We start from the raw sequence: 21,195 nt of genomic DNA, 5'->3' as shown, positions 1-21,195 counted from the left end.
AACGAAAAATCATTCGCAGCGAGTAGGGCGGCGCAGTACTTCAGCCTGAGCGAGCCACGCCAGCACATCGGCTGTGACCGCATCACGGTTGGTTTCGTTGAATAATTCGTGGCGCGCCTGGGGGTAAATGTTCAGCTCCAGGTTCTGGCAGCCGGCTTCACGCAACGCGTTGGCCAGGCTTTTGAGACGCTTGCCCTCACTGACCGGATCACATTCTCCGCCCATTATCAGGATCGGCAGGCCCGGATCGATCTGCGCGAGATTGGACGCTTTGCTGATTTGCTGCAAGCCACCCAGCAGGTCAATCCACAGCTGGTTGGTACAGCGAAAGCCGCACAGCGGGTCGCTGACGTACTTGTCGACCTCGGCCGGGTCGCGACTGAGCCAGTCGAAAGCGGTGCGATTGGGTTTAAAAGCCTTGTTGAAGGATCCAAACGACAGGAAATCAATCAGCGCACTGCGCCCACGCAAACCCTGGCGCAAGCGCTCTAGATGAGCAATCACCTTGGCCGCGCCGTACAACGCCACCGGCTGGAAATTCGAACCACTGAGAATTGCCCCGTTGAGGCTCGCGCTGTGATGCAGCAGGTACGCCTGGGCGATATAGCTGCCCATGCTGTGGCCCAGCAGGATAATCGGCACGCCCGGCGCCTGCTGGCCGATGTGCTGGTTGAGGCTTGCCAGGTCGCCCACCACTTTGTTCCAGCCGTCTTTCTCGGCGAACAACCCCAGCGTGCCCTCGTCGGCGGTACGCCCGTGGCCGCGCTGGTCGGGGGCATACAGGCCGTAACCGGCGTTGCACAAGGCCTGGGCCAGGCGCGCATAGCGGCCACTGTGCTCGGCCATGCCGTGGGCCAGCATGATCAACGCCCTGGGCGGCCCATCCGGCAGCCATTGGTTGACATACACCCGACTGCGGTCATTCGCGGTCAGCCAGAAAGTGGTGTGGTTCATGGCGCTTCCTTTGCTCAGGGTCGTTGCAGTGTATAGCTCAATCGGCTGCGGCCGTTGGATCAGCGCTGGCCTCAGCGAGGAGATTCACACAATCAATGACGCATCTTGTTGTATTTGCCTGATTGACCATAACTGCTAACGTCCCCAAAGCTCCGCTTTCATCGCAGTATCAAAAGCGGCCGGACCACTCAGGTAAGAGGACAAGAATAATGCAACCTGATTTCTGGAATGACAAACGCGCGGCCGGGGTTCCCAACGAAATCGACCTGATGGCCTACAAGTCGGTGATTGAAGTCTTCGAGCGTTCCTGCAAGACCTTTGCCGACCGTCCGGCGTTCAGCAACATGGGGATCACCCTGACCTACGCCGAGCTGGACCGGCGCAGCGCAGCGTTTGCCGGTTACCTGCAGTGGCACACCGACCTCAAGCCGGGCGACCGCATTGCGGTGCAGATGCCCAACGTCCTGCATTATCCGATTGCCGTGTTCGGCGCACTGCGCGCCGGGCTCATTGTGGTCAACACCAACCCGCTGTACACCCCGCGTGAAATGCGCCACCAGTTCAAGGACGCCGGCATTCGCGCGCTGGTGTACCTGAACCTGTTTGGTTCGCGGGTCGAGGAAGTCAGTAAAGACACCGAGATTGAGTACCTGATCGAGGCGAAGATGGGCGACTTCATGCCTGCCGCCAAGGGCTGGCTGATCAACACCGTGGTCGACAAAGTCAAGAAGATGGTCCCGGCCTACCACCTGCCGCGGGCCATCTCCTTCAAGCGCGCTCTGCGCATGGGCGCCGGCCAGGCACTCAACCGCCACCCGGTAAGCCTCGATGACATCGCCGTGCTGCAATACACCGGCGGCACCACCGGCCTGGCCAAGGGCGCGATGCTCACCCACGGCAACCTGGTAGCGAACATGCAGCAGGTGCGCGCATGCATGTCGCAACTGGGCGACGATGGCCACCCGCTGATCAAGGAAGGGCAGGAGGTGATGGTCGCGCCACTGCCGCTGTACCACATCTATGCCTTCACCGCGAATTGCATGTGCATGATGGTGTCGGGCAACCATAACGTGCTGATCACCAATCCCCGGGACATTGGCGGCTTTATCAAGGAACTGAAGAAGTGGCGCTTCACCGGGTTGCTGGGGCTCAACACGCTGTTTGTGGCCTTGATGGACCACCCGGACTTCAAGAGCCTGGATTTCTCCCACCTCAAACTCACCAACTCCGGCGGCACTGCATTGGTCAAGGCCACGGCCGAGCGCTGGCAGCAACTGACCGGCTGTGCGATTGGCGAAGGCTACGGCCTGACCGAAACCTCGCCGGTGGCCAGCACCAACCCGTATGGCGGCAAATCGAAGCTGGGCACCGTGGGCATTCCGGTGCCGGGCACGGCGATGAAGGTTGTTGATGACAATGGCATTGAGTTGCCACTGGGCGAGCGGGGCGAGCTGTGTATCAAGGGCCCGCAAGTGATGAAGGGGTACTGGCAGCAGCCGGTGGCGACCGCCGAGACCCTGGACGCCGAAGGCTGGCTGAAGACCGGCGATATCGCGGTGATCGACCCGGACGGCTTCGTACGCATCGTAGACCGCAAGAAGGACCTGATCATCGTTTCGGGCTTCAACGTGTACCCCAACGAAATCGAAGACGTGGTGATGGCGCATCCGGCGGTGGCCAGTTGCGCGGTGATCGGCGTGCCGGACGAGCGTACCGGCGAGGCGGTGAAACTGTTTGTGGTGGCCCGTGCGCAAGGGGTAAGTCTTGAAGAGCTGAAGACCTACTGCAAAGCCAACTTCACCGGCTACAAGGTGCCCAAGCACATTGTGCTGCGTGAGTCGTTGCCGATGACGCCGGTGGGCAAGATCTTGCGCAGGGAATTGCGCGACATCGCCTGATTCGAAATAAGGTCAAAAATGTGGGAGCAGGCTTGCTGTGGTGAGGGGGCTTGCCCCCCGTCGGGTTCACTACCGATTGATGGGGCTGCTTCGCAGCCCAGCGCGGGGCAAGCCCGCTCACCACAGCAAGCCCGCACACACATTTGGTTTTTATTCATTCGGCTTAATCGTGCTAAAGCCCGTTCCAGAGCCTTTTCCAGGCTTATAGAATCTTTGCTCTAAAAATGACTATTAGATATTCTTGAGTCATGTTTATGACCGTAGGGGCCTCTTTTGGCTCTAGGCGGCCCTTGGCAAAGCTGCTACTCTCGGCGCGCTTTGTGACCTCTTGGCCTGCTTTTAACCGCCAGACTCACCTAAAAAACAAATAAATAATAATCGCATCAAATGCGATGAATGAATTCGCGTCGCTGAGGAGTGGGCTTCCATGATCGAAGACTTTTGGAAGGATAAGTACCCCGCCGGGATTGCTTCAGAAATCAATCCAGACGAGTATCCGAATATTCAGGCGGTACTGAAACAGTCCTGCCAGCGCTTCGCCAACAAACCGGCTTTCAGCAACCTGGGCAAGACACTCACCTACGGTGAACTGTACGAGCTGTCTGGCGCGTTTGCCGCGTACCTGCAACAGCATACCGACTTGCAGCCCGGTGATCGAATCGCCGTGCAACTGCCCAACGTCCTGCAATACCCGGTCGCCGTGTTCGGTGCTATCCGTGCTGGCCTGATCGTGGTCAACACCAACCCGCTGTACACCGCGCGGGAAATGGAACACCAATTCAACGACTCCGGTGCCAAGGCCCTCGTCTGCCTGGCCAACATGGCGCACCTGGCTGAAAAAGTCGTGCCCAAGACCGCCGTCAAGCACGTCATCGTCACCGAAGTCGCCGACCTGTTGCCGCCGCTCAAGCGCCTGCTGATCAACAGCGTCATCAAGTACGTGAAGAAGATGGTCCCGGCCTACCACCTGCCCAAGGCGATCAAGTTCAACCACGTATTGGCCAAGGGTCACGGCCAGCCGGTCAACGAAGTCAGCCCTGCCAGCGACGAAGTCGCGGTGCTGCAATACACCGGCGGCACCACGGGCGTTGCCAAGGGCGCGATGCTGACCCACCGCAACCTCGTGGCCAACATGCTGCAATGCAAGGCGCTGATGGGTTCCAACCTCAATGAAGGCTGCGAGATCCTCATCACCCCGCTGCCGCTGTACCACATCTATGCCTTCACCTTTCATTGCATGGCGATGATGTTGATCGGCAACCACAACATCCTGATCAGCAACCCGCGAGACCTGTCGGCGATGGTCAAGGAACTGTCGAAGTGGAAGTTCAGCGGCTTTGTCGGCCTGAACACCCTGTTTGTTGCGCTGTGCAACAACGAGGCCTTCCGCAAACTGGATTTCTCGGCGCTGAAAGTCACCCTGTCCGGCGGCATGGCCCTGCAACTGGCAGCGGCCGAGCGTTGGAAAGCGGTCACCGGCTGCTCCATCTGCGAAGGTTACGGCATGACCGAAACCAGCCCGGTGGCCACCGTGAACCCGATCCAGCACATCCAGATCGGCACTATCGGCATTCCGGTGCCGTCGACCTTGTGCAAGGTCATCACCGATGACGGCGTCGAGCTGGCGCTGGGCGAAGTGGGCGAGCTGTGTGTCAAGGGCCCGCAAGTGATGAAGGGTTACTGGCAGCGTGAAGACGCCACTGCCGAGATCCTCGACAGCGAAGGTTGGCTGAAGACCGGTGACATCGCGATCATCCAGCCCGATGGCTACATGCGCATTGTCGACCGCAAGAAGGACATGATTCTGGTCTCCGGCTTCAACGTCTACCCCAACGAGCTTGAGGACGTGCTGGCGACCCTGCCGGGCGTGCTGCAATGCGCGGCCATTGGTGTGCCGGACGAGAAGTCCGGGGAACACATCAAGATCTTCATCGTGGTCAAGCCGGGTGCCACCCTGACCAAAGACCAGGTGATGGAACACATGCGCGCGAACGTCACCGGCTACAAAGTGCCCAAGGCTGTGGAATTTCGCGATGCACTGCCGACTACCAACGTGGGCAAGATTTTGCGCCGTGAGTTGCGTGACGAAGAGCTGAAGAAAGCCGGCTTGAAGAAGTAACCGGCCCCCACAACAAAAAGCCCCGCAGATGCGGGGCTTTTTTGTTGAACGCTGATTCCGCAACTTGGAATGCAATCCAAATGTGGGAGCTGGCTTGCCTGCGATAGCGGTGGGCCAGTCACAGCAGTGTGAGCTGACCCACCGCTATCGCAGGCAAGCCAGCTCCCACAGGTTTAAACCGTATTCCTACAGTGCGAACTGCGCGAAACTCACGCCAGCGCCGGTTGGGCGTACATCTTTCAGGAACGAATCCTTGTCGGCACTCAGCTCCAGCGTGATCTCAGGCTTGCGCTTGCCGGCATTGCGCACCACCAGGCCTTCGAGCTTCTCGCGCAAAAACACGGTTGGCACTTTCAAGTGCAGCAACTGATCGCTGTCCGCGTTGTGCATCAACAAGTGAATCCACTCGTACTGGCCCACGGCAATCCGGCCCACTGGCAGGTCGAACCACCAGATATTGCGTTTGCGGTCCAGGTCGGTGAAATGGCAGTTGTTGACGCCGAGAACGGCACCGCCCAGTTCCAGGTTTCTGCGGGCGATGGCCTGTGCTTTATTGAGTTTCATAACCTTCCTACGGGATCTGTTATCCAGCGCTTGCGCCCGGATGTGCCCGGCATTCTCGTGGGTTGGCCGCAAAACATAAAGCCCAACCTGCTGCGGGTGAGTAAATGAGCGATGAAATGCCGGGCAAAAAATAATTGAAACTCTCGGGAAAGGCCAAGGGTCAACCCCTACGTAGTGACCAAAATCCTTGATTGTTCCCAGGAGAAATACCATGAGCAGCACATCGGATAAGGCAAAAGGTTTAGCGAACGAGGCCGTCGGCAACATCAAGCAAGGCGTTGGCAAAGCCACCGGCAACGACAAGCTGCGGGCTGAAGGCGTGGTTCAGGAAAAGAAAGGCGACGTGCAAAAAGCAGTCGGCGACACCAAGGACGCGGTAAAGAAAGCGACCAAATAGGCCTTCCCCGGCTGACTGCAATCGAGCAGCCCGACGGCCATCCACGGATGGCCGTTTTTGTGTCACTGACAGTGATTAAACTTTGGAAATTGTTTCAAGGTCGCCAAATGGGCTACCTTGATGTAGAAAACGGCCCCTGAGTCGCCCACGAACCCAACCTTTTGCGGCGAAAGGAGACGCTATGATTTTTCCGGTATTACAAGGCTTGCCCCTGCACAAAGTGCTGGTACGCACCGTCAAAGAGTTCGTCGATGACGAGATGCCTACGTACGCCTCGGCTCTGGCCTACCAGATGCTGTTCTCGCTGTTTCCCTTCCTGCTGTTCCTGATTGCCCTGATCGGTTTCCTGCACCTGCCGGACTTCTTCACCTGGCTGCGCATGCAGTCGGAACTGGTGCTGCCGCCCCAGGCCCTGGAGCAGGTCAACCCGGTGATCGACCAGTTGCAGCAATCCAAGGGTGGCCTGCTGTCGGTGGGTATCGTGATCGCGCTGTACACCGCCTCGGCGGGCGTGCGCCTGATGATGAGCGCGATGAACGCCGCCTACGACGTGGTAGAAGGCCGGCCAATCTGGAAGCGTTTCCCATTGTCGATCTTCTACACCGTCGGCATCGCCGGCATGCTGTTGGCCGCCGCCGCGTTGATGGTGCTCGGGCCGCAAGTGATGGAGTGGCTGGCGGGGCAGATCGGCATGCAGGAGTTCGTGGTCACGCTGTGGACCATCCTGCGTTGGCCCTTGATTGTCATCCTGTTGATGTTCTCCGTGGCCTTGATGTACTACGTGATGCCCGACGTGAAGCAGAAATTTCGCTTTATTACCCCGGGTTCGGTGCTGGCCGTGGTGGTCTGGATCATCGCTTCCCTGGGTTTTGGCTACTACGTCAAAACCTTTGCCGACTACAACGCCATGTATGGCAGTATCGGCGCGATCATCGTGTTGCTGCTGTACTTCTACATTTCGGCTGCTGTGCTGTTGCTGGGGGCGGAGATGAATGCGGTGATCGAACATATGTCGGCCGAAGGCAAGGATCCTGGTGAAAAGGACTTTGAGGAGCACGACGACAAACAACATGTCTCAGGCCTTGGCCGGGACCACTCACTCAAGCCCACTACCGATGAAGTCTGATCGATGATCCGTGAAATCCTGAAAATGGGCGATGAGCGCCTGCTGCGTGTTGCCCCGCCGGTGCCACCAGAGATGTTCGACAGCCCCGAACTGTGGCAATTGATTGATGACATGTTCCAGACCATGGAGCACGTAGGCGGCGTGGGCCTGGCCGCGCCGCAAATTGGTGTGGACCTGCAACTGGTGATCTTCGGTTTCGAGAGCAGCGAACGCTACCCGGACGCACCTGCCGTGCCCCAGACCATCCTGATCAACCCGTTGATCACGCCGCTCGCTCCGGTGCTGGAAGAAGGCTATGAAGGTTGCCTGTCGGTGCCTGGCTTGCGTGGGGCGGTGGACCGTTACCAGCAGATTCGTTACGAAGGCTTCGACCCCAAGGGCGAGCCGATTGTGCGGATTGCCGAAGGCTTCCATGCACGGGTGGTACAGCACGAGTGCGATCACCTGATTGGCCGGCTATACCCGTCGCGGATTACCGATTTCAGCAAGTTCGGGTTTATCGAGGTGATGTTCCCGGACATGGACCCCACCGCCGACGAGTAACCGGCGATTCCTGTGGAGACGGGGCTTGCTGTGGCGAGGGAGCTAGCAGTGGTGAGGGGGCTTGCTGTGGTGAGGGAGCTTGCTGTGGCGAGGGAGCTTGCTGTGGCGAGGGAGCTTGCTCCCGCTGGGCTGCGCAGCGGCCCCAAAATCTTGGGAGCGCTTCGCACTCCAGCGGGAGCAAGCTCCCTCGCCACAGCAAGCTCGCTCCCCACAGCAAGCTCCTGCTCTACAGCAAGCTCCCTCCCCACAGCAAGCTCCTGCTCTACAGCACGCTCTCTCATCACAGATGGTTTATTTTGCGGGCTTAACAAACCGCAACGTCATCCGGTCCGACTCGCCAATCGCCACATACTTCGCCCTATCCTTCTCCCCCAACGTCAGCGCCGGCGGCAAGGTCCAGACCCCGTCCGGGTAGTCCTTGGTATCTTTCGGGTTGGCATTCACCTCGCTCTGCCCCTCAAGCTTGAACCCCGCATCCGTCGCCAGTTTCACCACATACGCAGTAGTCAGGTAACCACTGTGTTTGATGTCTTCCAGCGACGCTCCATCCTTGGCCCGGTGATCCACCACCCCCAGCACGCCGCCCGGTTTGAGCACCTTGAAGAACGCCTCGAACATCGCCGGCGCTGTATCTGCCATCACCCAGTTGTGCACGTTGCGAAAGGTCAGCACCGTATCTGCTGAACCAGGCGTGCCCAGCACCGGCGCCTTGGGGTCGAACTCGGCAAAGCCGGCCTTGGCGTAATGCACCGGGTCTGCGGCGAATTTCTTTTTCAGGTTCTCTTCTGAAGTGCGCGCATAAGCACTGCTGCTCGGCGCCTGCACGGCGGCGATGTAATGGCCGTTATCCTTGAGCAGCGGCGCCAGCACTTCGCTGTACCAGCCGCCACCCGGGGTGATTTCGATCAGCGTCTGGTTGGCCCGCAGGCCAAAGAATTCCAGGGTCTGTTGCGGATGACGATACACATCGCGCGCGCTGTTGGCCGGCACACGCCAACTGCCGGCGAGCACGGTTGCATACTGCTCGGCAGAAACCGGCGCTTGGGCTGCCTGGCTCAAGGCCGGGGCGAGGAGGGCGGCAAGGGACAAAGCTGCAAGGGTCGCTTTCATGATCTTCCAGGTAATGGGCCACGGTAAAGCCGAGGCTAGCACGGGGCCCATAAACGCGGTTTACACATTATCGACGGTCGACCTCACCAACGGTTCTAAGCCCATGGCGATCATGGGCTTGTTGCGTTTGTATCGCACCAGGCGCTCGGACAAGGACTGCGGCAGCAGCGTGTCCTGGGTAAAACCGAGGCGCTGGTAGAAGCCTTCCAGCTCCGGATGGCACAGCAGCCACAGCGTCCCCTCGACGCTGGCAGCGGCGTCCCGGATCAGCCGCGCCGCCAGCCCTTGGCCACGCATCGCCGGGTCGACAAACAGCCCGGTCAGCCATTGCCCGCCCACCACGGGCGTGAGGCACAGGCCCGCGACAATCTCGCTGCCCTTGGCCACCCACAACTGGCCGCCCTTTAGAGCCTTCATCGGTGAGTTGTGGCGGCGGTAAAACTTGTTCAGCAGCGGCCACAAAGGCTCTGCCAGTCGATCGATGTGCAACTCGGGCATGGTTTTCAAGCACGCAGGTTCTGGGGCTGCGGATTATAAGTCGGGCAAAGCGCCTTCTGTTGGCCAATCGGTGGTATACCCAGTGTTACATCCCTTGTAAGTGGAGCACGCATCATGGCCAAAGGTCTGAATTCCAAGAAAGCTGACAAGAAGAAACCGGCAAAGACCGCCGATGAAAAACGCGCCGACAAAAAGGCCAAGAAAACCGACAGCAACCTGTTCGGCCATTAAGTTCTAAGGTAAGCACCAAACGATCTGCAAGATTTTCCCGCCTCATTGCACAGAGCAGGATGAAGCCGACTTTTTCGTCGGCCACGCCTGCCCTGAGCTGCCGATGTCCAACTACCTAGATGCAACCCACAGCCTCGAAATCGACGCCCTGGCCCGCACGTTTACCGCCCGTACCGAGTGGCCGACCTGGCTGCTGTTGATGGGCGTGTATGCCGGCTGGTTTGCCGTGATGTTTGCCAGCCACTGGCTTGGCGTATGGCTGAGTACCGCGCTGCTGATCCCGCTCGTGGCGCTGTGGATGTCCCTGCAACACGAGCTCCTGCACGGCCATCCCACCCGTTTCAATGCGCTGAACAAACTCCTCGGCTACGCCCCGTTTGCCGTCTGGTATCCCTACACGCTGTACCGCAACTGCCACCTTGTGCACCACAACGACGAAGACCTGACGGTGCCCGGCATCGACCCGGAAAGCCGCTACCTGAATCAGCGACAGTGGGACGCCAGTTCGCTGTTCGAGCGCACGTTGCATTGGCTGACCAAGACCGTCCTCGGGCGCTTCCTGCTGGGTTCGCCGCTGGCGCTGTGGAAGCTGGCGCGCAACGAGTTCAGGCGCCTGCGCCAAGGCCAGCGCCAAGCCTGGCTGATGTGGTTCAGCCATGGCGCCGTGACCCTGCTGATGTTGACGTTCATCGCTCATTACAGCGCACTGCCGGTGTGGCACTACGTGGCACTGGTCAGCCTGCCGGCCTTGTCGGTGGCGGCGATCCGTTCCTACTATGAACACCGCCCGCACCCACAACCGGAACAGCGCACGGTGCTTAACGAAGCCGCCTGGCCGTGGACCTGGTTGTTCCTCAACAACAACCTGCACCTGGTGCACCACGACTTGCCGAAACTGCCGTGGTATTTGCTGCCCACCGTCTACCGCGCGCGCCGCGAACAATGGGTGGCGCGCAGCGGCGGGTTCCTGGTGCAGGGTTACGGCCAGTTGATCGGCCGTCATGGGCTCAAGGCCATCGACAGCCCACGGCACCCTTTTGCTTGAGAGACGATCATGACTGACCGCTACGCCGAACTGCTGATGTACGTGGCACCGCAGCAGGTGCAACAGGCCAACGAAGTTTGGCTGTCGCGCATTCTGGAACGCCTGGGCGCGACCCGCCGCACTGCCGAGCACCTCGACCTGCGCGCCCTGTGGCGTGCCCCCGAATTGCTGCTGACGCAAACCTGCGGCTACCCGCTGATGACCGAGCTGCGCGGGCAAGTCCAGGTGATCGGCCGCCCGCGCTACGAACTGCCCCACAGCAGTGCCGGCACCCATTGCAGCCTGCTGCTGACCCGCGACGACAATCCACGCAGCGCCCTGGCCGACTTTTACAACAGCCGTGGCGTGATCAATGGCCACGACTCCAACAGCGGCATGAACCTGCTGCGCGAACGCCTGGCGCCACTGCAGCAGGGCGGCCGGTTCTTTGCCGAGGTCGGCATCAGTGGTGCCCATCGCGAAAGCCTGCGCTGGCTGCGCGAAGGCCGTGCCGAGCTTGCCGCCATCGACAGCGTGACCTTCGACTACCTCGCACGCTTTGCGCCGGATGAAGTCGCGGGGCTGCGGACTGTCACCCGCAGTGCGCCCAGCCCGACGTTGCCGTACATCAGCGCGTCAGGCTCAAGTGAACACCTGCGTGAGGCCATGAACCGCGCCTTGCAGGATCTGCCCGAGGTCGTGCAAACCCTCGGCGTACACGAAGTGCTGCCCGCCACCGAAGCTGATTACCAGGTGCTGCTGGATTACCGGCAACAGGCCGACGCCTTGGGTTACCCGAGGCTTCAATAAGGTTATATAAAAATACCTTTTAAATATTATTAAAGAATAAGCAGCCTTGCTAGGATCGCTCCACCGGAACACCGGACATAACGCGCAACCTACTCAGATGGAGCCACTATGTCCGGCGCCGACACTTCTCACAGCGACTACGTGGGCGGATTATTCCGCAGTCATTACGACTGGCTGTGCAGCCGTTTGCACCGCCACCTCGACTCCCGCGCCCATGCCGAAGACATTGCCGCCGACACCTTCGTCCAGCTCCTGAGTTCCCCGGGCGTGACGCCGATTCGCCAGCCACGCGCCTTGCTCACCACCATCGCCCAGCGCCTGATGTACCAGCTGTGGCGCCGCCGTGACCTGGAGCGCGCTTACCTCGACGCCCTCGACCGGGATGAAACCTCGCCCGCACCTTCGCCTGAGGATTTGGCGCAAATGCTCGAAGCCCTGCAGGCCATCGACCAGTTGCTCGACGGCTTGCCGGCCAAGGTCAAGGCGACCTTTTTGCTGTCGCAACTCAATGGCCTGACCTACCCGCAAATCGCCGCAGAGCTGGGCATCTCCCAGCGCTCGGTCAGCGACTACATGACCCGCGCCGTCAACCGTTGCCTGCGGCTGTGCCTGGAATGAGCGACGAACTGCTCGACAGTGCCACGCGCTGGGTGGTGTTGCTGCGCTCCGGCGAGGCGAGTGCCGCCGACTGGCAGCGTTACCACCAATGGCGCGCCGCAGACCCGCGCCACGAAGCGTTGTGCCAACAACTGGAAACCCGCCTCGGCGTGTTTCAGGTCCCGCAGGCCCAAGGCGTCAGCGGCAAAGTCTTGCAGCAGGCATTGGATGCGCCGTCCAGCCGCCGTACCGTGTTGCGCGGGGCCTTGGTGGGTGCCGGCCTGATGCTGGGCGCCGGTTGGCTGGCGCGGCCTATGGTGGAGGATCTCAGCGCCGACATACGCACCGGCACCGGTGAGCGGCGCACCGTGGAATTGGCCGATGGCAGTGAGTTACTGCTCAATGCCCGCAGTGCCGCCAATATCCAGTTCGACCCACAACGGCGCGTGGTACGCCTGCGCGACGGCGAGTTACTGGCGAAGATTGCCAAGGACAGCAACCGAGCGTTTTTCATCCAGACCGATCAAGCCCGGCTGCGGGCCTATGGCAATCGGCTGTTGCTGCGCGAGCGCGAAGGGCAGGGCCACGTTGTCGCGCTCAATGGCGCGCTGGAGATCGACGGCCAGAACGGCGAACGCCTGCAACTGGAGGCCGGGCACGAGGTGACTTACGACCGCTTCGGCTTCGGCCCGGTACTGGCCAGTTCCTCGGGTGCGACCGCGTGGACCGACGGCTTCCTGCAAGTGCGCGACCGCCCGCTGGTGGAGGTGATCGACGCGCTGCGGCCTTACCACAACGGCGTGCTGCGCCTCGATCCGGCAGTGGCCGGGTTGCGGGTCAGCGGCCTGTACCGCCTCGACAACCCGGACCAGATCCTCGACACCCTGGCACGCACCCTGCCGATCCACATCACCCGCCGGACCGGCTTGTGGGTGACCGTCAGTGCCGCCTGAAAACCCCAAGGCCAGCAGCATCCCCCGTAGCAGCTGTCGAGCTTTAGCGAGGCTGCGTCAGGATCGCCTCGGTATCCCGTCGGAACTGCGGTGCTGCCATCGCAGCCTCGCCGAGGCTCGACAGCTCCTACGGGGGGGACGGGATTGTAGTTCTAACGACATAACCAAACGATCTGCAAGTTTTGCCCTGGCCATCCCACATCACTCCCGTAGGCGCTGCGGGGAGCAGCGTTCAGGAGTTTCCTTGGGGGGAGCCAACATGAGCCCATTCAACCGTACACCGCTTCGAACCTTTGCCCTGGTGCCGTTGGCCAGCCTGTTCCTGTCGTTCGCTGCCAGCGCCGAAGACGCGCGCCAGGTCTACCACATCGCCCCCGGCCCGCTGGACGAGGTGCTGCTGAACATCAGCCGCCAGAGCGGCCAGGTGATTTCCTTTACGCCGCAGCTGGGTAACTATTCCTCGGCCCGCGTCGACGGTTCACTGTCGGCGCAACAGGCCGTAGACGCCGCGCTCAAGGGCACCGGCCTGCAAGTCCAGGTCAGCCCGGACGGTGCCTTCATCATCAAGGAAGGCGCCAAAGTCGCGCCTGCCAGCAACAGCATCAAGGCACAAACCGCTGCCGCCCAGGCACCGACCCTCGACCGCGTGGTTGCCATCGGCACCCGTCGCAGCGACGCCACAGCCCTGACCAGTAGCGCCCCGGTGGATGTGATCAACGCCGAAGAGCTCAAGCAAACCGGCGCCACCAGCCTTAACCAGGCGCTGTTCCAGCTACTGCCCTCGTTCAACTTTCCGCAGAACAACAGCGCCACCCGTGGGCAAGACCCCAAAGGCGCATCCCTGCGCGGCCTGTCGCCCGACCAGACCCTGGTGCTGATCAACGGCAAGCGCCGGCACACCTCGGCGGTGGTGAACATCTCCGGCGGCGTGCCGTTCATTGGGGCGCAGCCGGTGGACCTGGACATGATCCCCATCAGCGCCATCGACCACGTTGAAGTGCTGCGCGATGGCGCCTCGGCGCAATACGGTTCTGACGCGGTCGCCGGGGTGGTCAACATCGTGCTCAAGGAGCGTGACAGCGGTGGCGGCATCAACACCCAACTGGGCAAATACGCCCAGGGCGACGGCTTCAGCAAAACCACCGACGGCTGGTACGGCATCGGCTTGCCGGGCGACGGCTTTCTTACCCTGAGCTTCAACACCCTGAACAACAAACCCGATGACATCGGCGATAAATACGTCGCCGACGGCCAGGTACAAGACCCGCGCTGGGGCGGTGCCGGGCGTGACAAATACAACCTGGCGGCCAACGCCGAAATCGGCCTGAACGACCAATGGCGCCTCTACAGCTTCGCCACCTTCGGCCAGGACACCTCGGTCAACAACACGCCGCCGCTGCTGGCCAGCAGCCCCAACAACGTGGCCGGGATCTACCCTAACGGCACCATCCCGAAATACCGCTATCGCTATGAAGACGGCGCCATCACTGTCGGCACCCGCTATGAAGACGAGAGCATCGGCCGCTTCGATTTGAGCGCCACCTACGGCCGCGACGAGCACGACGAACTGGCATTCAACACCGTCAACCCGAGCTATGGCCTGAACAGCCCGACCAAGTTCAACGTCGCCACGCTGGTCAACGACCAGACCAACATCACCCTGGATTACGCCAAGGACTTGAACGTCGACTGGTCGACCCACCCGCTCACCGTGTCGGCAGGCGTTGCCTACCGGCATGAACAATACCGGCTGGAGGCGGGCGACTACGATTCCTACTCCTACGGCGGCATTGATGGCGTGCAGGTCGGCGCGGTGCAGGCGTCAGGCCTGACCCCGGACGACGCCGGCACCTTCAAGCGTGATGTGGGCGGCGTGTACTTCGGCCTCGAAAACCAGGTTACCGACAAGCTCCAGGTCGGCATTGCCGGGCGTACCGAGCACTACTCGGACTTCGGTTCGGCCACCACCGGCAAGCTCTCGGCGCGTTATGACTTCACCCCCAAAGTCGGCCTGCGGGCCACGGTCAACAACGCCTACCACGCGCCCAGCCTGGGGCAGATCGGCACCTCATGGACCACCACCACCAACCTCGACGCCAACGGCAACCCGGTGTTGACCCGCATGCTGCCGGCCGATAACCCGGCCGCCCGCGCCTTGGGTGCCCAGCCGCTCAAGCCCGAGAAGTCGACCAACTACTCCCTGGGCCTGGTGCTGCGCCCAACCGACCAGGCGTCCCTGACCATCGACGCCTACCAGATTTCGATTCGTGATCGCCTGCTGTTCAGCGGCGGTATTTCCGGGCCGCTGGCCGAGCAGATCCTCAAGGACGCCGGCTACGGCCAGTACTCCTGGGCGCAGTTCATGACCAACGCCGCCGATACCCGCACCCGCGGCGTCGACATCGTGGGCAAGTACAACCTGGACCTTGAACAGTTCGGCAACCTGAACCTGTCGGCGGGCTACACCAAGGCCCGCACCACCATCGAGAAAATCCACGAAAACCCCAACGGCTTTGAAGTGCTGACTCGCGAGTCCCGAGGCTTTTTGGAGCACGGCTACCCGGAAGACAAACTGGTGTTTGGCGCGATCCACAAGCTCAACCAATGGACCATCGCCCTCAACGAAACCCGTTACGGCAAGTACCGCAAATATGCCTCCAGCGAAGCCAACGCGCAGTACGACCAGACCTTTGGTGCGCAATGGACCACCGACCTGGACGTGAACTACGCCTTCACCAAACAACTGCGGGTGTCGGTGGGCGTCAACAACCTGTTCGACAGCAAACCTGACGACTACAACACCCGTTTGCGCCAGACCCCGGGCCAGCAATACAGCTACCTGTCGCCGACGGCGCCGGAAGGGGCGTTCTACTACACGCGGCTCAGTTATGACTTTTAAACCCTGATGCAAAACCTGTGGCGAGGGAGCTTGCTCTCGCTGGGGCGCGTAGCGGCCCCAAGAACTTTGGGCCTGCTGCGCAGTCCAGCGGGAGCAAGCTCCCTCGCCACAAGAGCACTCTTCATGGAATCACCAAGAGGTAACACATGAAAACAATCAAGAACCTGCTCGGTGGCTCGCTATTGGCACTCACCGTCCTGGCACAATCAGCCACGGCCGCCGAACCTGCCAAGCCGATCCACTTCGGTGACATCACTTGGGAAAGCGGCAGCCTGATCACCGAGGTGCTGCGCCTGATCGTCGAGAAGGGCTACGGCCTGCCCACCGACACCTTGCCCGGCAGCACCGTGAGCCTGGAGGCCGCCCTGGCCAAGGACGATATCCAGGTGATCGGCGAAGAATGGGCCGGGCGCAGCCCTGCTTGGGTCAAGGCCGAAAACGAAGGCAAAGTGTTTGGCCTGGGCGACACCGTCAAAGGCGCCACCGAAGGCTGGTGGGTGCCCGAATACGTGATCAAGGGCGACGCCGAGCGTGGCATCAAGCCGCTGGCCCCGGAGCTTAAATCGGTGGCCGACCTGGCCCGCTACAAAGACGTGTTTCGCGACCCCGAAGACCCAACCCGTGGGCGCTTTCTCAACAGCCCCACCGGCTGGACCTCCGAGATCGTCAACAGCCAGAAACTCAAGGCTTACGGCCTGACCGACAGCTTCGTCAACTTCCGCACCGGTTCCGGCGCGGCGCTGGACGCCGAGGTGGCTTCGTCGATCCGTCGCGGCAAGCCGGTGCTGTTCTACTACTGGTCGCCGACGCCGCTGCTGGGTCGCTTCAAGCTGATCAAACTGGAAGAACCACCGTTCAACGCCGACGCCTGGAAGACCCTGGCCGACGCCAACAACCCGCACCCCATCGGCACCCGTTCGATGCCGGCGCGGTTGGCGATTGGCGTGTCGGCGCCGTTCAAGGCGCAGTACCCGCAACTGGTCACATTCTTTGAAAAGGTCGACCTGCCGATTGACCTGCTCAACGGCATCCTCGCGCAAATGGCCGAGAAACGCACCGCGCCGCGTCAAGTGGCCGAAGCGTTCCTGAAAGAACAACCGCAGGTCTGGCAGCAATGGGTGCCGGCAGACGTCGCGGCCAAGGTTAAAGGGAGTCTCTGATGCGCAAGCTCATCGCAGCCACACTGTTGGCGCTGTGCGCCGGGCCACTGCTGGCAGCAGAGCCCGCCACCCTGCGTGTCGGTTACCAGAAAAGCTCGGTGAGCATGGTGCTCGCCCGTGAGCATCACCTGTTCGAACAGGGGCTGCCGGGCACCAAGGTCGAGTGGATCGAGTTCCTTGGCGGCCCACCGCTGATCGAAGCCTTGAACGGCGGCAGCATCGACATCGGCAATATCGGCGACATCCCGCCGATCTTCGCCCAGGCCGCCGGCATCGACATGCGCTACATCGGCGTCGAACCGAATGACGGCCGCACCGAAGCCATCCTGTTGCCCAAGGACAGCACCGTGCACAGCGTGGCCGAGCTCAAGGGCAAGCGCGTGGCGCTGCTCAAGGGCTCCAGCGCCCACAACCTGTTCCTCAAAAGCTTGCTGCGTGCCGGCTTGCAGTGGAAGGACGTGAACGTGGTGTACCTGTCGCCCTCCGACGGCCGCGCTGCGTTTGAACAAGGCAAGGTCGACGCCTGGGTGGTGTGGGACCCGTACTACTCGGCGGCTGTGGTGGACGGTTCGGCAAAGGTGCTGGGAGATGGCCAAGGGCTGAACCCGGCAGGCAGTTTCTTTATCGCCAGCGGCCCGTTTGCCCAGCAGCACCCGCAAGCGATTGCCGCGATTCTCAAGGTGTTTGCCCAGGCCCAACGGTTGTCGCTGGACCAGCATGATCAAAGCGTCGCGCTGATGGCCAAGACCTTGGGCTTGCAGCCGGCGGTGGTGGAAAGCTACTTCCAGCATCGCTCGCCGACCCCGAGCCGACCTTTGAACGCGACGGACATCGCCACCCAACAAGGCACGGCCGACGCGTTTTTCGCCAATGGCCTGATTCCGAAAAAGGTCGATGTACAGCAAGTCGTGTTCCAGGCCCCCTAACGTTTCCGCTATGCAAATACCCCTGTGCAGAGAAGACTTTTGTAGTGAGGGGGCTTGTCCCCCGCTGGGCTGCGAAGCAGCCCCGAAACCTGTCACCCCGCTCTGCCTGAAACCCTCGGCGACTTCATTGGGGCCGCTTCGCGGCCCAACGGGGGACAAGCCCCCTCACCACAAAAACCCTCCCAGCCACAAAGATCCTCCCAGCCACAAAACCCTCCCAGCCACAAAAAGGTCCTTTCTCAAGGCCCCATCGCAACCCATCAGTGAGCAGACCATGCAACCGATCTACATCGACTTCCTCAACGGCCTGGACATCGACGAACTGGCCCTGACCAACGACGAAATCCTCAACGCCATCGAAGCCAGCCTGGCCATCCAGGGCCGCAGCGAGGCGGTGATCGAGCCGCGCATGCACCTGATTCCCGGCGGCGAAATCAACGGCCACTTCAACGTGCTGCGCGGTGTGCTGGGCGGCGCAATCGGCTACGCCGGGGTCAAGGTGGTGGGCGATTTTGTCGACAACTACCGCAAGGGCCTGCCCTCGGAACTGGCGATTCTCAACCTGCTGGACCCGGCCACCGGCATCCCCAAAGCCATCCTCGACGCCTCGGCGATCACCGACATGCGTACCGGCGCGGTCACCGCCATCGGTGCCAAATACCTGGCCCGGCCCGACAGTAAAGTCCTTGCGCACATCGGTGCCCGTGGCACCGCGTATTGGAACGTGCGGCTGCTGGACCACCTGTTCGACTTCGACGAAATCCGCGTGCACTCACGCCGCAGTGAAAGCCGCGAAGCTTTTGCCGAACGCCTGCGCCGCGACCTCGGCAAGCCGGTGATTGTCACCGACGATTGGGAGTCCACGGTGCGTGGCGCCGATATCGTGGTCGAGGCTTCACGCCTGGATCAGCCGCAACCGTTGCTGCGTACCGGGTGGATCAAACCCGGCGCGTTCGTCGTGCCCTACGGCACCATGAGCGCGGTGGAGTTGTCGTTGACCGACATCATGCACAAGCTGGTGGTGGACGATTGGGGCCAGTGCAAGGGCGGGATGTTCGGCGCATTGCGCGCCCATGTCGACGCCGGAAAACTCAGCGCCGAGACCTTGCATGCCGAGCTTGGGCAGATCGTGGCCGGCTTGAAAAGCGGCCGGGAAACTCCCGAAGAAACCATCCTGTTCTGGCACCGCGGCTTGAGCCTCAGCGATATCGCCCTGGGCCATGCGCTGCTGGAAAAATCCAAACGCCTGGGGATCGGCCAACGGTTGCGCTGGGCATGATTCACTTCGACCCCTGTGGTTTGACGATTGAGGGTTTGCTGTCGATTGCCCGCCAAGACGCGCCGGCTGACTTCAGCGCTGCCGCCCGCCAGCGTATCGACGAAGGGCATCAACTGTTGCTGCGGCTGGTGGCGCAAGGCGCGCCGATTTATGGCGTGACCACCGGCCTCGGTGCGGCGGTGGACACGCCGGTAGCGCCCGTGCAGGCAAGCATTCCTTTGGGGCGTGCGGTGGGCGTGGGGCGCCTGGCCAATCGACAGGAATTACGCGCGATCACCGCCGCCCGTTTGGCAGGTTTGGCCCAAGGGCGTTCGGGGATTTCGCCGAGGGCGGCGCAGGCGCTGATGGATTTGCTCAACTCTGGCATCGAGCCTGAGGTGCCATTGCTCGGTTCGTTGGGCGAGAGCGACCTTGCCCCACTGGCGCATTTAAGCCTGGCGCTCAACGTGCCACTGACGGGCAAGGATGGCCTGGCACTGGTGTCGGCCAACGCCGCCAGCATCGGCCTCGGGGCGTTGCTGGTGGCCGGGGCCGAACAGGCATTGCAGGCCGTGATGGCGGGGCTGGCGTTGTCGTGTGAAGGCTATCGGGCCAACCTCAGTCCTTTCCAGCCTTGGGCTTCGCGGTTGCGCCCGGCGCCGGGGCAGAGTGAACAGTCAGCGGCGTTGCTGCGGTTAGTCGATGGCGGCGAATTGGCCGATCACCCGCGTCGCTTGCAAGACCCGTTGAGCTTTCGGTGTGCCACCGTGGTTCAGGGCGCGGCGCAGCAGACAGTGCAGGCGTTGCGCGAGTTGATCGAACTGGAACTGGCCAGCGGTGCGGACAATCCGGCGTTGATCAGTGAAGACGCGCGCGTGCTGGCCACGGCGAATTTCGACAGCACGCACCTGGCGCTGGCGGCGGAAGGCTTGGGCCTGGCGTTGAGCCGCTTGGCGGTGTGCAGCGCCGAGCGGATTGCCAAACTGTTGTCGCCGGCTTCCAGTGAACTGCCGCGCTTTTTGATCAACCAGCCCGGGCACGTGGGCATGGCGGCCTTGCAGCGCACCAGTTCGGCGTTGATGGCAGAGATCGGGCATTTGGCCAATCCGATTCCGGCGGTGAGTGTGCCGGTGGCCGATCGCGTGGAAGATTATGCGGGACAGGCGCTGGCGGTCGTCGAGAAAACCCGGCAACTGGTACAGCGCGTGGTGTGGCTGGCCAGTATTGAGTTAATCGTGGCCGCGCAGGCGGTGGACCTGCGCGGCCCGCTTCAATTGGGGCAGGGCACCCGGCGCATTCATCAGGCGGTACGCAGCCGGGTGGCGCACCTGGATCAGGATCGCTCGGGGTCGGTGGATGTGTTGGCGTTAAGTGCATTCATCGAAAACGATGGCTTGAACCTCATTCTCTAAACCAACGAAGAACCCATGTGGGAGCTGGCTTGCCTGCGATAGCGGTGTTGGATTCACCATCGCTATCGCAGGCAAGCCAGCGCCTACAGGTTGATCGCATTTCAGGTCATGGATTTTCAGCGGCAAGGGCGGCAATCACCGCCGGCCGTTCGCCTACCCGCTGCTGAAATTCTGCCAGCGCCGGCCACTGCTGCAAATCGATATCAAACAATCGCGCCCAACGCAGCACCACAAACAGGTACGCATCCGCCACCGAGTACTGTGCGCCCAGCAGGTAATCCTGACGCTCCAGCGTCTGCACCAGAATCGCAAACCGCTTGAACAGCGTGGCCTTGAACAGTGCTTTTACTTCCTGCGCGATCGCGTCTTTGAACAACACAGCCAGCCCGCCATGGATCTCGCTGCCGACAAAATTCAGCCACTCCTGCAACCGTATCCGCTCCCAGCTGCCATTCACCGGCGCCAGGCTGGCCCGCGGCGCAAGGTCGGCCAGGTACTGCAGGATGGCGGCACCTTCGGTCAGCACCTCACCATTATCCAGGCGCAGTGCAGGCACGTAGCCCTTGGGGTTGATGAGCAGGAAATCTTCGCCGTCGGCGGTGGTTTTTTTCTGGTTGTCGATGCGATTCAGTTCAAACGGCAAACCCGCTTCCAGCAATACGATATGGGCAGCGAGGGAACAGGCATTCGGCAAAAAATACAGCTTCATCAAGGCA

At 61.4% G+C, this 21,195-nt stretch carries 19 protein-coding genes; 14 read left to right on the top strand and 5 right to left on the bottom strand.

Annotated features, from left to right (window positions below; all coding sequences use genetic code 11):
* Positions 1-9 precede the first annotated feature (9 nt).
* Positions 10-954 (bottom strand): alpha/beta hydrolase, encoded by a 945-nt coding sequence (locus tag RGV33_RS25670; RefSeq protein ID WP_322147049.1) that lies wholly within the window; start codon positions 952-954, stop codon positions 10-12.
* A gap of 209 nt (positions 955-1,163) precedes the next feature.
* Here RGV33_RS25670 and fadD2 point away from each other — a divergent pair, with 209 nt between their 5' ends.
* Positions 1,164-2,852 carry a long-chain-fatty-acid--CoA ligase FadD2 gene (gene fadD2 / locus RGV33_RS25665; RefSeq protein WP_322147047.1) on the top strand — a complete coding sequence of 563 codons (1,689 nt, stop codon included), beginning with the start codon at positions 1,164-1,166 and terminating at the stop codon, positions 2,850-2,852.
* Positions 2,853-3,279: 427 nt separating this feature from the next.
* Positions 3,280-4,971: a long-chain-fatty-acid--CoA ligase FadD1 gene (fadD1, locus tag RGV33_RS25660; protein ID WP_322147045.1), complete on the top strand. Its 1,692-nt coding sequence runs from the start codon at positions 3,280-3,282 to the stop codon at positions 4,969-4,971.
* 186 nt (positions 4,972-5,157) lie between these two features.
* Here the strand turns inward: fadD1 and RGV33_RS25655 are convergent, their stop codons facing one another.
* Positions 5,158-5,535: a hypothetical protein gene (locus tag RGV33_RS25655; protein ID WP_322147044.1), complete on the bottom strand. Its 378-nt coding sequence runs from the start codon at positions 5,533-5,535 to the stop codon at positions 5,158-5,160.
* Between the two features lie 211 nt (positions 5,536-5,746).
* Here RGV33_RS25655 and RGV33_RS25650 point away from each other — a divergent pair, with 211 nt between their 5' ends.
* The 3 genes from RGV33_RS25650 (at position 5,747) to def (ending at position 7,601) form a co-directional block, all read left to right on the top strand.
* Positions 5,747-5,932 carry a CsbD family protein gene (locus RGV33_RS25650; RefSeq protein WP_322147043.1) on the top strand — a complete coding sequence of 62 codons (186 nt, stop codon included), beginning with the start codon at positions 5,747-5,749 and terminating at the stop codon, positions 5,930-5,932.
* Positions 5,933-6,113: 181 nt separating this feature from the next.
* Positions 6,114-7,058, top strand: a complete 945-nt coding sequence (locus RGV33_RS25645; RefSeq protein WP_322147042.1) for a YihY/virulence factor BrkB family protein — start codon at positions 6,114-6,116, stop codon at positions 7,056-7,058.
* Between the two features lie 3 nt (positions 7,059-7,061).
* On the top strand, positions 7,062-7,601 hold the full coding sequence (gene def, locus RGV33_RS25640; protein ID WP_322147041.1) for a peptide deformylase: 540 nt from the start codon (positions 7,062-7,064) through the stop codon (positions 7,599-7,601).
* Between the two features lie 291 nt (positions 7,602-7,892).
* Here the strand turns inward: def and RGV33_RS25635 are convergent, their stop codons facing one another.
* On the bottom strand, positions 7,893-8,711 hold the full coding sequence (locus RGV33_RS25635) for a methyltransferase (RefSeq protein WP_322147040.1): 819 nt from the start codon (positions 8,709-8,711) through the stop codon (positions 7,893-7,895).
* 60 nt (positions 8,712-8,771) lie between these two features.
* Complete coding sequence (locus RGV33_RS25630) at positions 8,772-9,209, bottom strand: GNAT family N-acetyltransferase (RefSeq protein ID WP_322147039.1); 438 nt, start codon at positions 9,207-9,209, stop codon at positions 8,772-8,774.
* Between the two features lie 334 nt (positions 9,210-9,543).
* Here RGV33_RS25630 and RGV33_RS25625 point away from each other — a divergent pair, with 334 nt between their 5' ends.
* The 9 genes from RGV33_RS25625 (at position 9,544) to RGV33_RS25585 (ending at position 20,479) form a co-directional block, all read left to right on the top strand.
* On the top strand, positions 9,544-10,485 hold the full coding sequence (locus RGV33_RS25625; protein ID WP_322147038.1) for a fatty acid desaturase: 942 nt from the start codon (positions 9,544-9,546) through the stop codon (positions 10,483-10,485).
* 9 nt (positions 10,486-10,494) lie between these two features.
* Positions 10,495-11,274 carry a phosphate/phosphite/phosphonate ABC transporter substrate-binding protein gene (locus RGV33_RS25620; RefSeq protein WP_322147037.1) on the top strand — a complete coding sequence of 260 codons (780 nt, stop codon included), beginning with the start codon at positions 10,495-10,497 and terminating at the stop codon, positions 11,272-11,274.
* A 108-nt stretch (positions 11,275-11,382) separates the two neighbouring features.
* Positions 11,383-11,892: a sigma-70 family RNA polymerase sigma factor gene (locus tag RGV33_RS25615; protein WP_322147036.1), complete on the top strand. Its 510-nt coding sequence runs from the start codon at positions 11,383-11,385 to the stop codon at positions 11,890-11,892.
* Complete coding sequence (locus RGV33_RS25610) at positions 11,889-12,824, top strand: FecR domain-containing protein (RefSeq protein ID WP_322147035.1); 936 nt, start codon at positions 11,889-11,891, stop codon at positions 12,822-12,824. The genes RGV33_RS25615 and RGV33_RS25610 overlap by 4 nt, the downstream gene beginning before the upstream one ends.
* Before the next feature lie 259 nt (positions 12,825-13,083).
* The gene (locus RGV33_RS25605; protein WP_322147034.1) at positions 13,084-15,723 is read left to right on the top strand and encodes a TonB-dependent receptor; all 2,640 of its coding nucleotides are present in this window, start codon (positions 13,084-13,086) and stop codon (positions 15,721-15,723) included.
* A 146-nt stretch (positions 15,724-15,869) separates the two neighbouring features.
* Complete coding sequence (locus RGV33_RS25600; protein WP_322147033.1) at positions 15,870-16,883, top strand: ABC transporter substrate-binding protein; 1,014 nt, start codon at positions 15,870-15,872, stop codon at positions 16,881-16,883.
* A complete protein-coding gene (locus RGV33_RS25595) occupies positions 16,883-17,809 on the top strand; it encodes an aliphatic sulfonate ABC transporter substrate-binding protein (protein WP_322147032.1) in 927 nt (308 codons plus the stop codon). The genes RGV33_RS25600 and RGV33_RS25595 overlap by 1 nt, the downstream gene beginning before the upstream one ends.
* A gap of 274 nt (positions 17,810-18,083) precedes the next feature.
* Positions 18,084-19,088 (top strand): ornithine cyclodeaminase family protein, encoded by a 1,005-nt coding sequence (locus tag RGV33_RS25590; protein WP_322147031.1) that lies wholly within the window; start codon positions 18,084-18,086, stop codon positions 19,086-19,088.
* Positions 19,085-20,479: an HAL/PAL/TAL family ammonia-lyase gene (locus RGV33_RS25585; RefSeq protein WP_322147030.1), complete on the top strand. Its 1,395-nt coding sequence runs from the start codon at positions 19,085-19,087 to the stop codon at positions 20,477-20,479. The genes RGV33_RS25590 and RGV33_RS25585 overlap by 4 nt, the downstream gene beginning before the upstream one ends.
* A 106-nt stretch (positions 20,480-20,585) precedes the next feature.
* On the opposite strand, the gene gstA is transcribed toward RGV33_RS25585, so the two are convergent.
* Positions 20,586-21,188, bottom strand: coding sequence for a glutathione transferase GstA (gene gstA / locus RGV33_RS25580; protein WP_322147029.1), 603 nt, complete (start codon positions 21,186-21,188; stop codon positions 20,586-20,588).
* Positions 21,189-21,195: the final 7 nt, after the last annotated feature.

It is taken from the genome of Pseudomonas sp. Bout1 (assembly GCF_034314165.1).
Classification (GTDB): Bacteria; Pseudomonadota; Gammaproteobacteria; order Pseudomonadales; family Pseudomonadaceae; genus Aquipseudomonas.
Note: the sequence above shows the minus strand (reverse complement) of the source record. Positions and strands in the feature narration are given on the sequence as shown.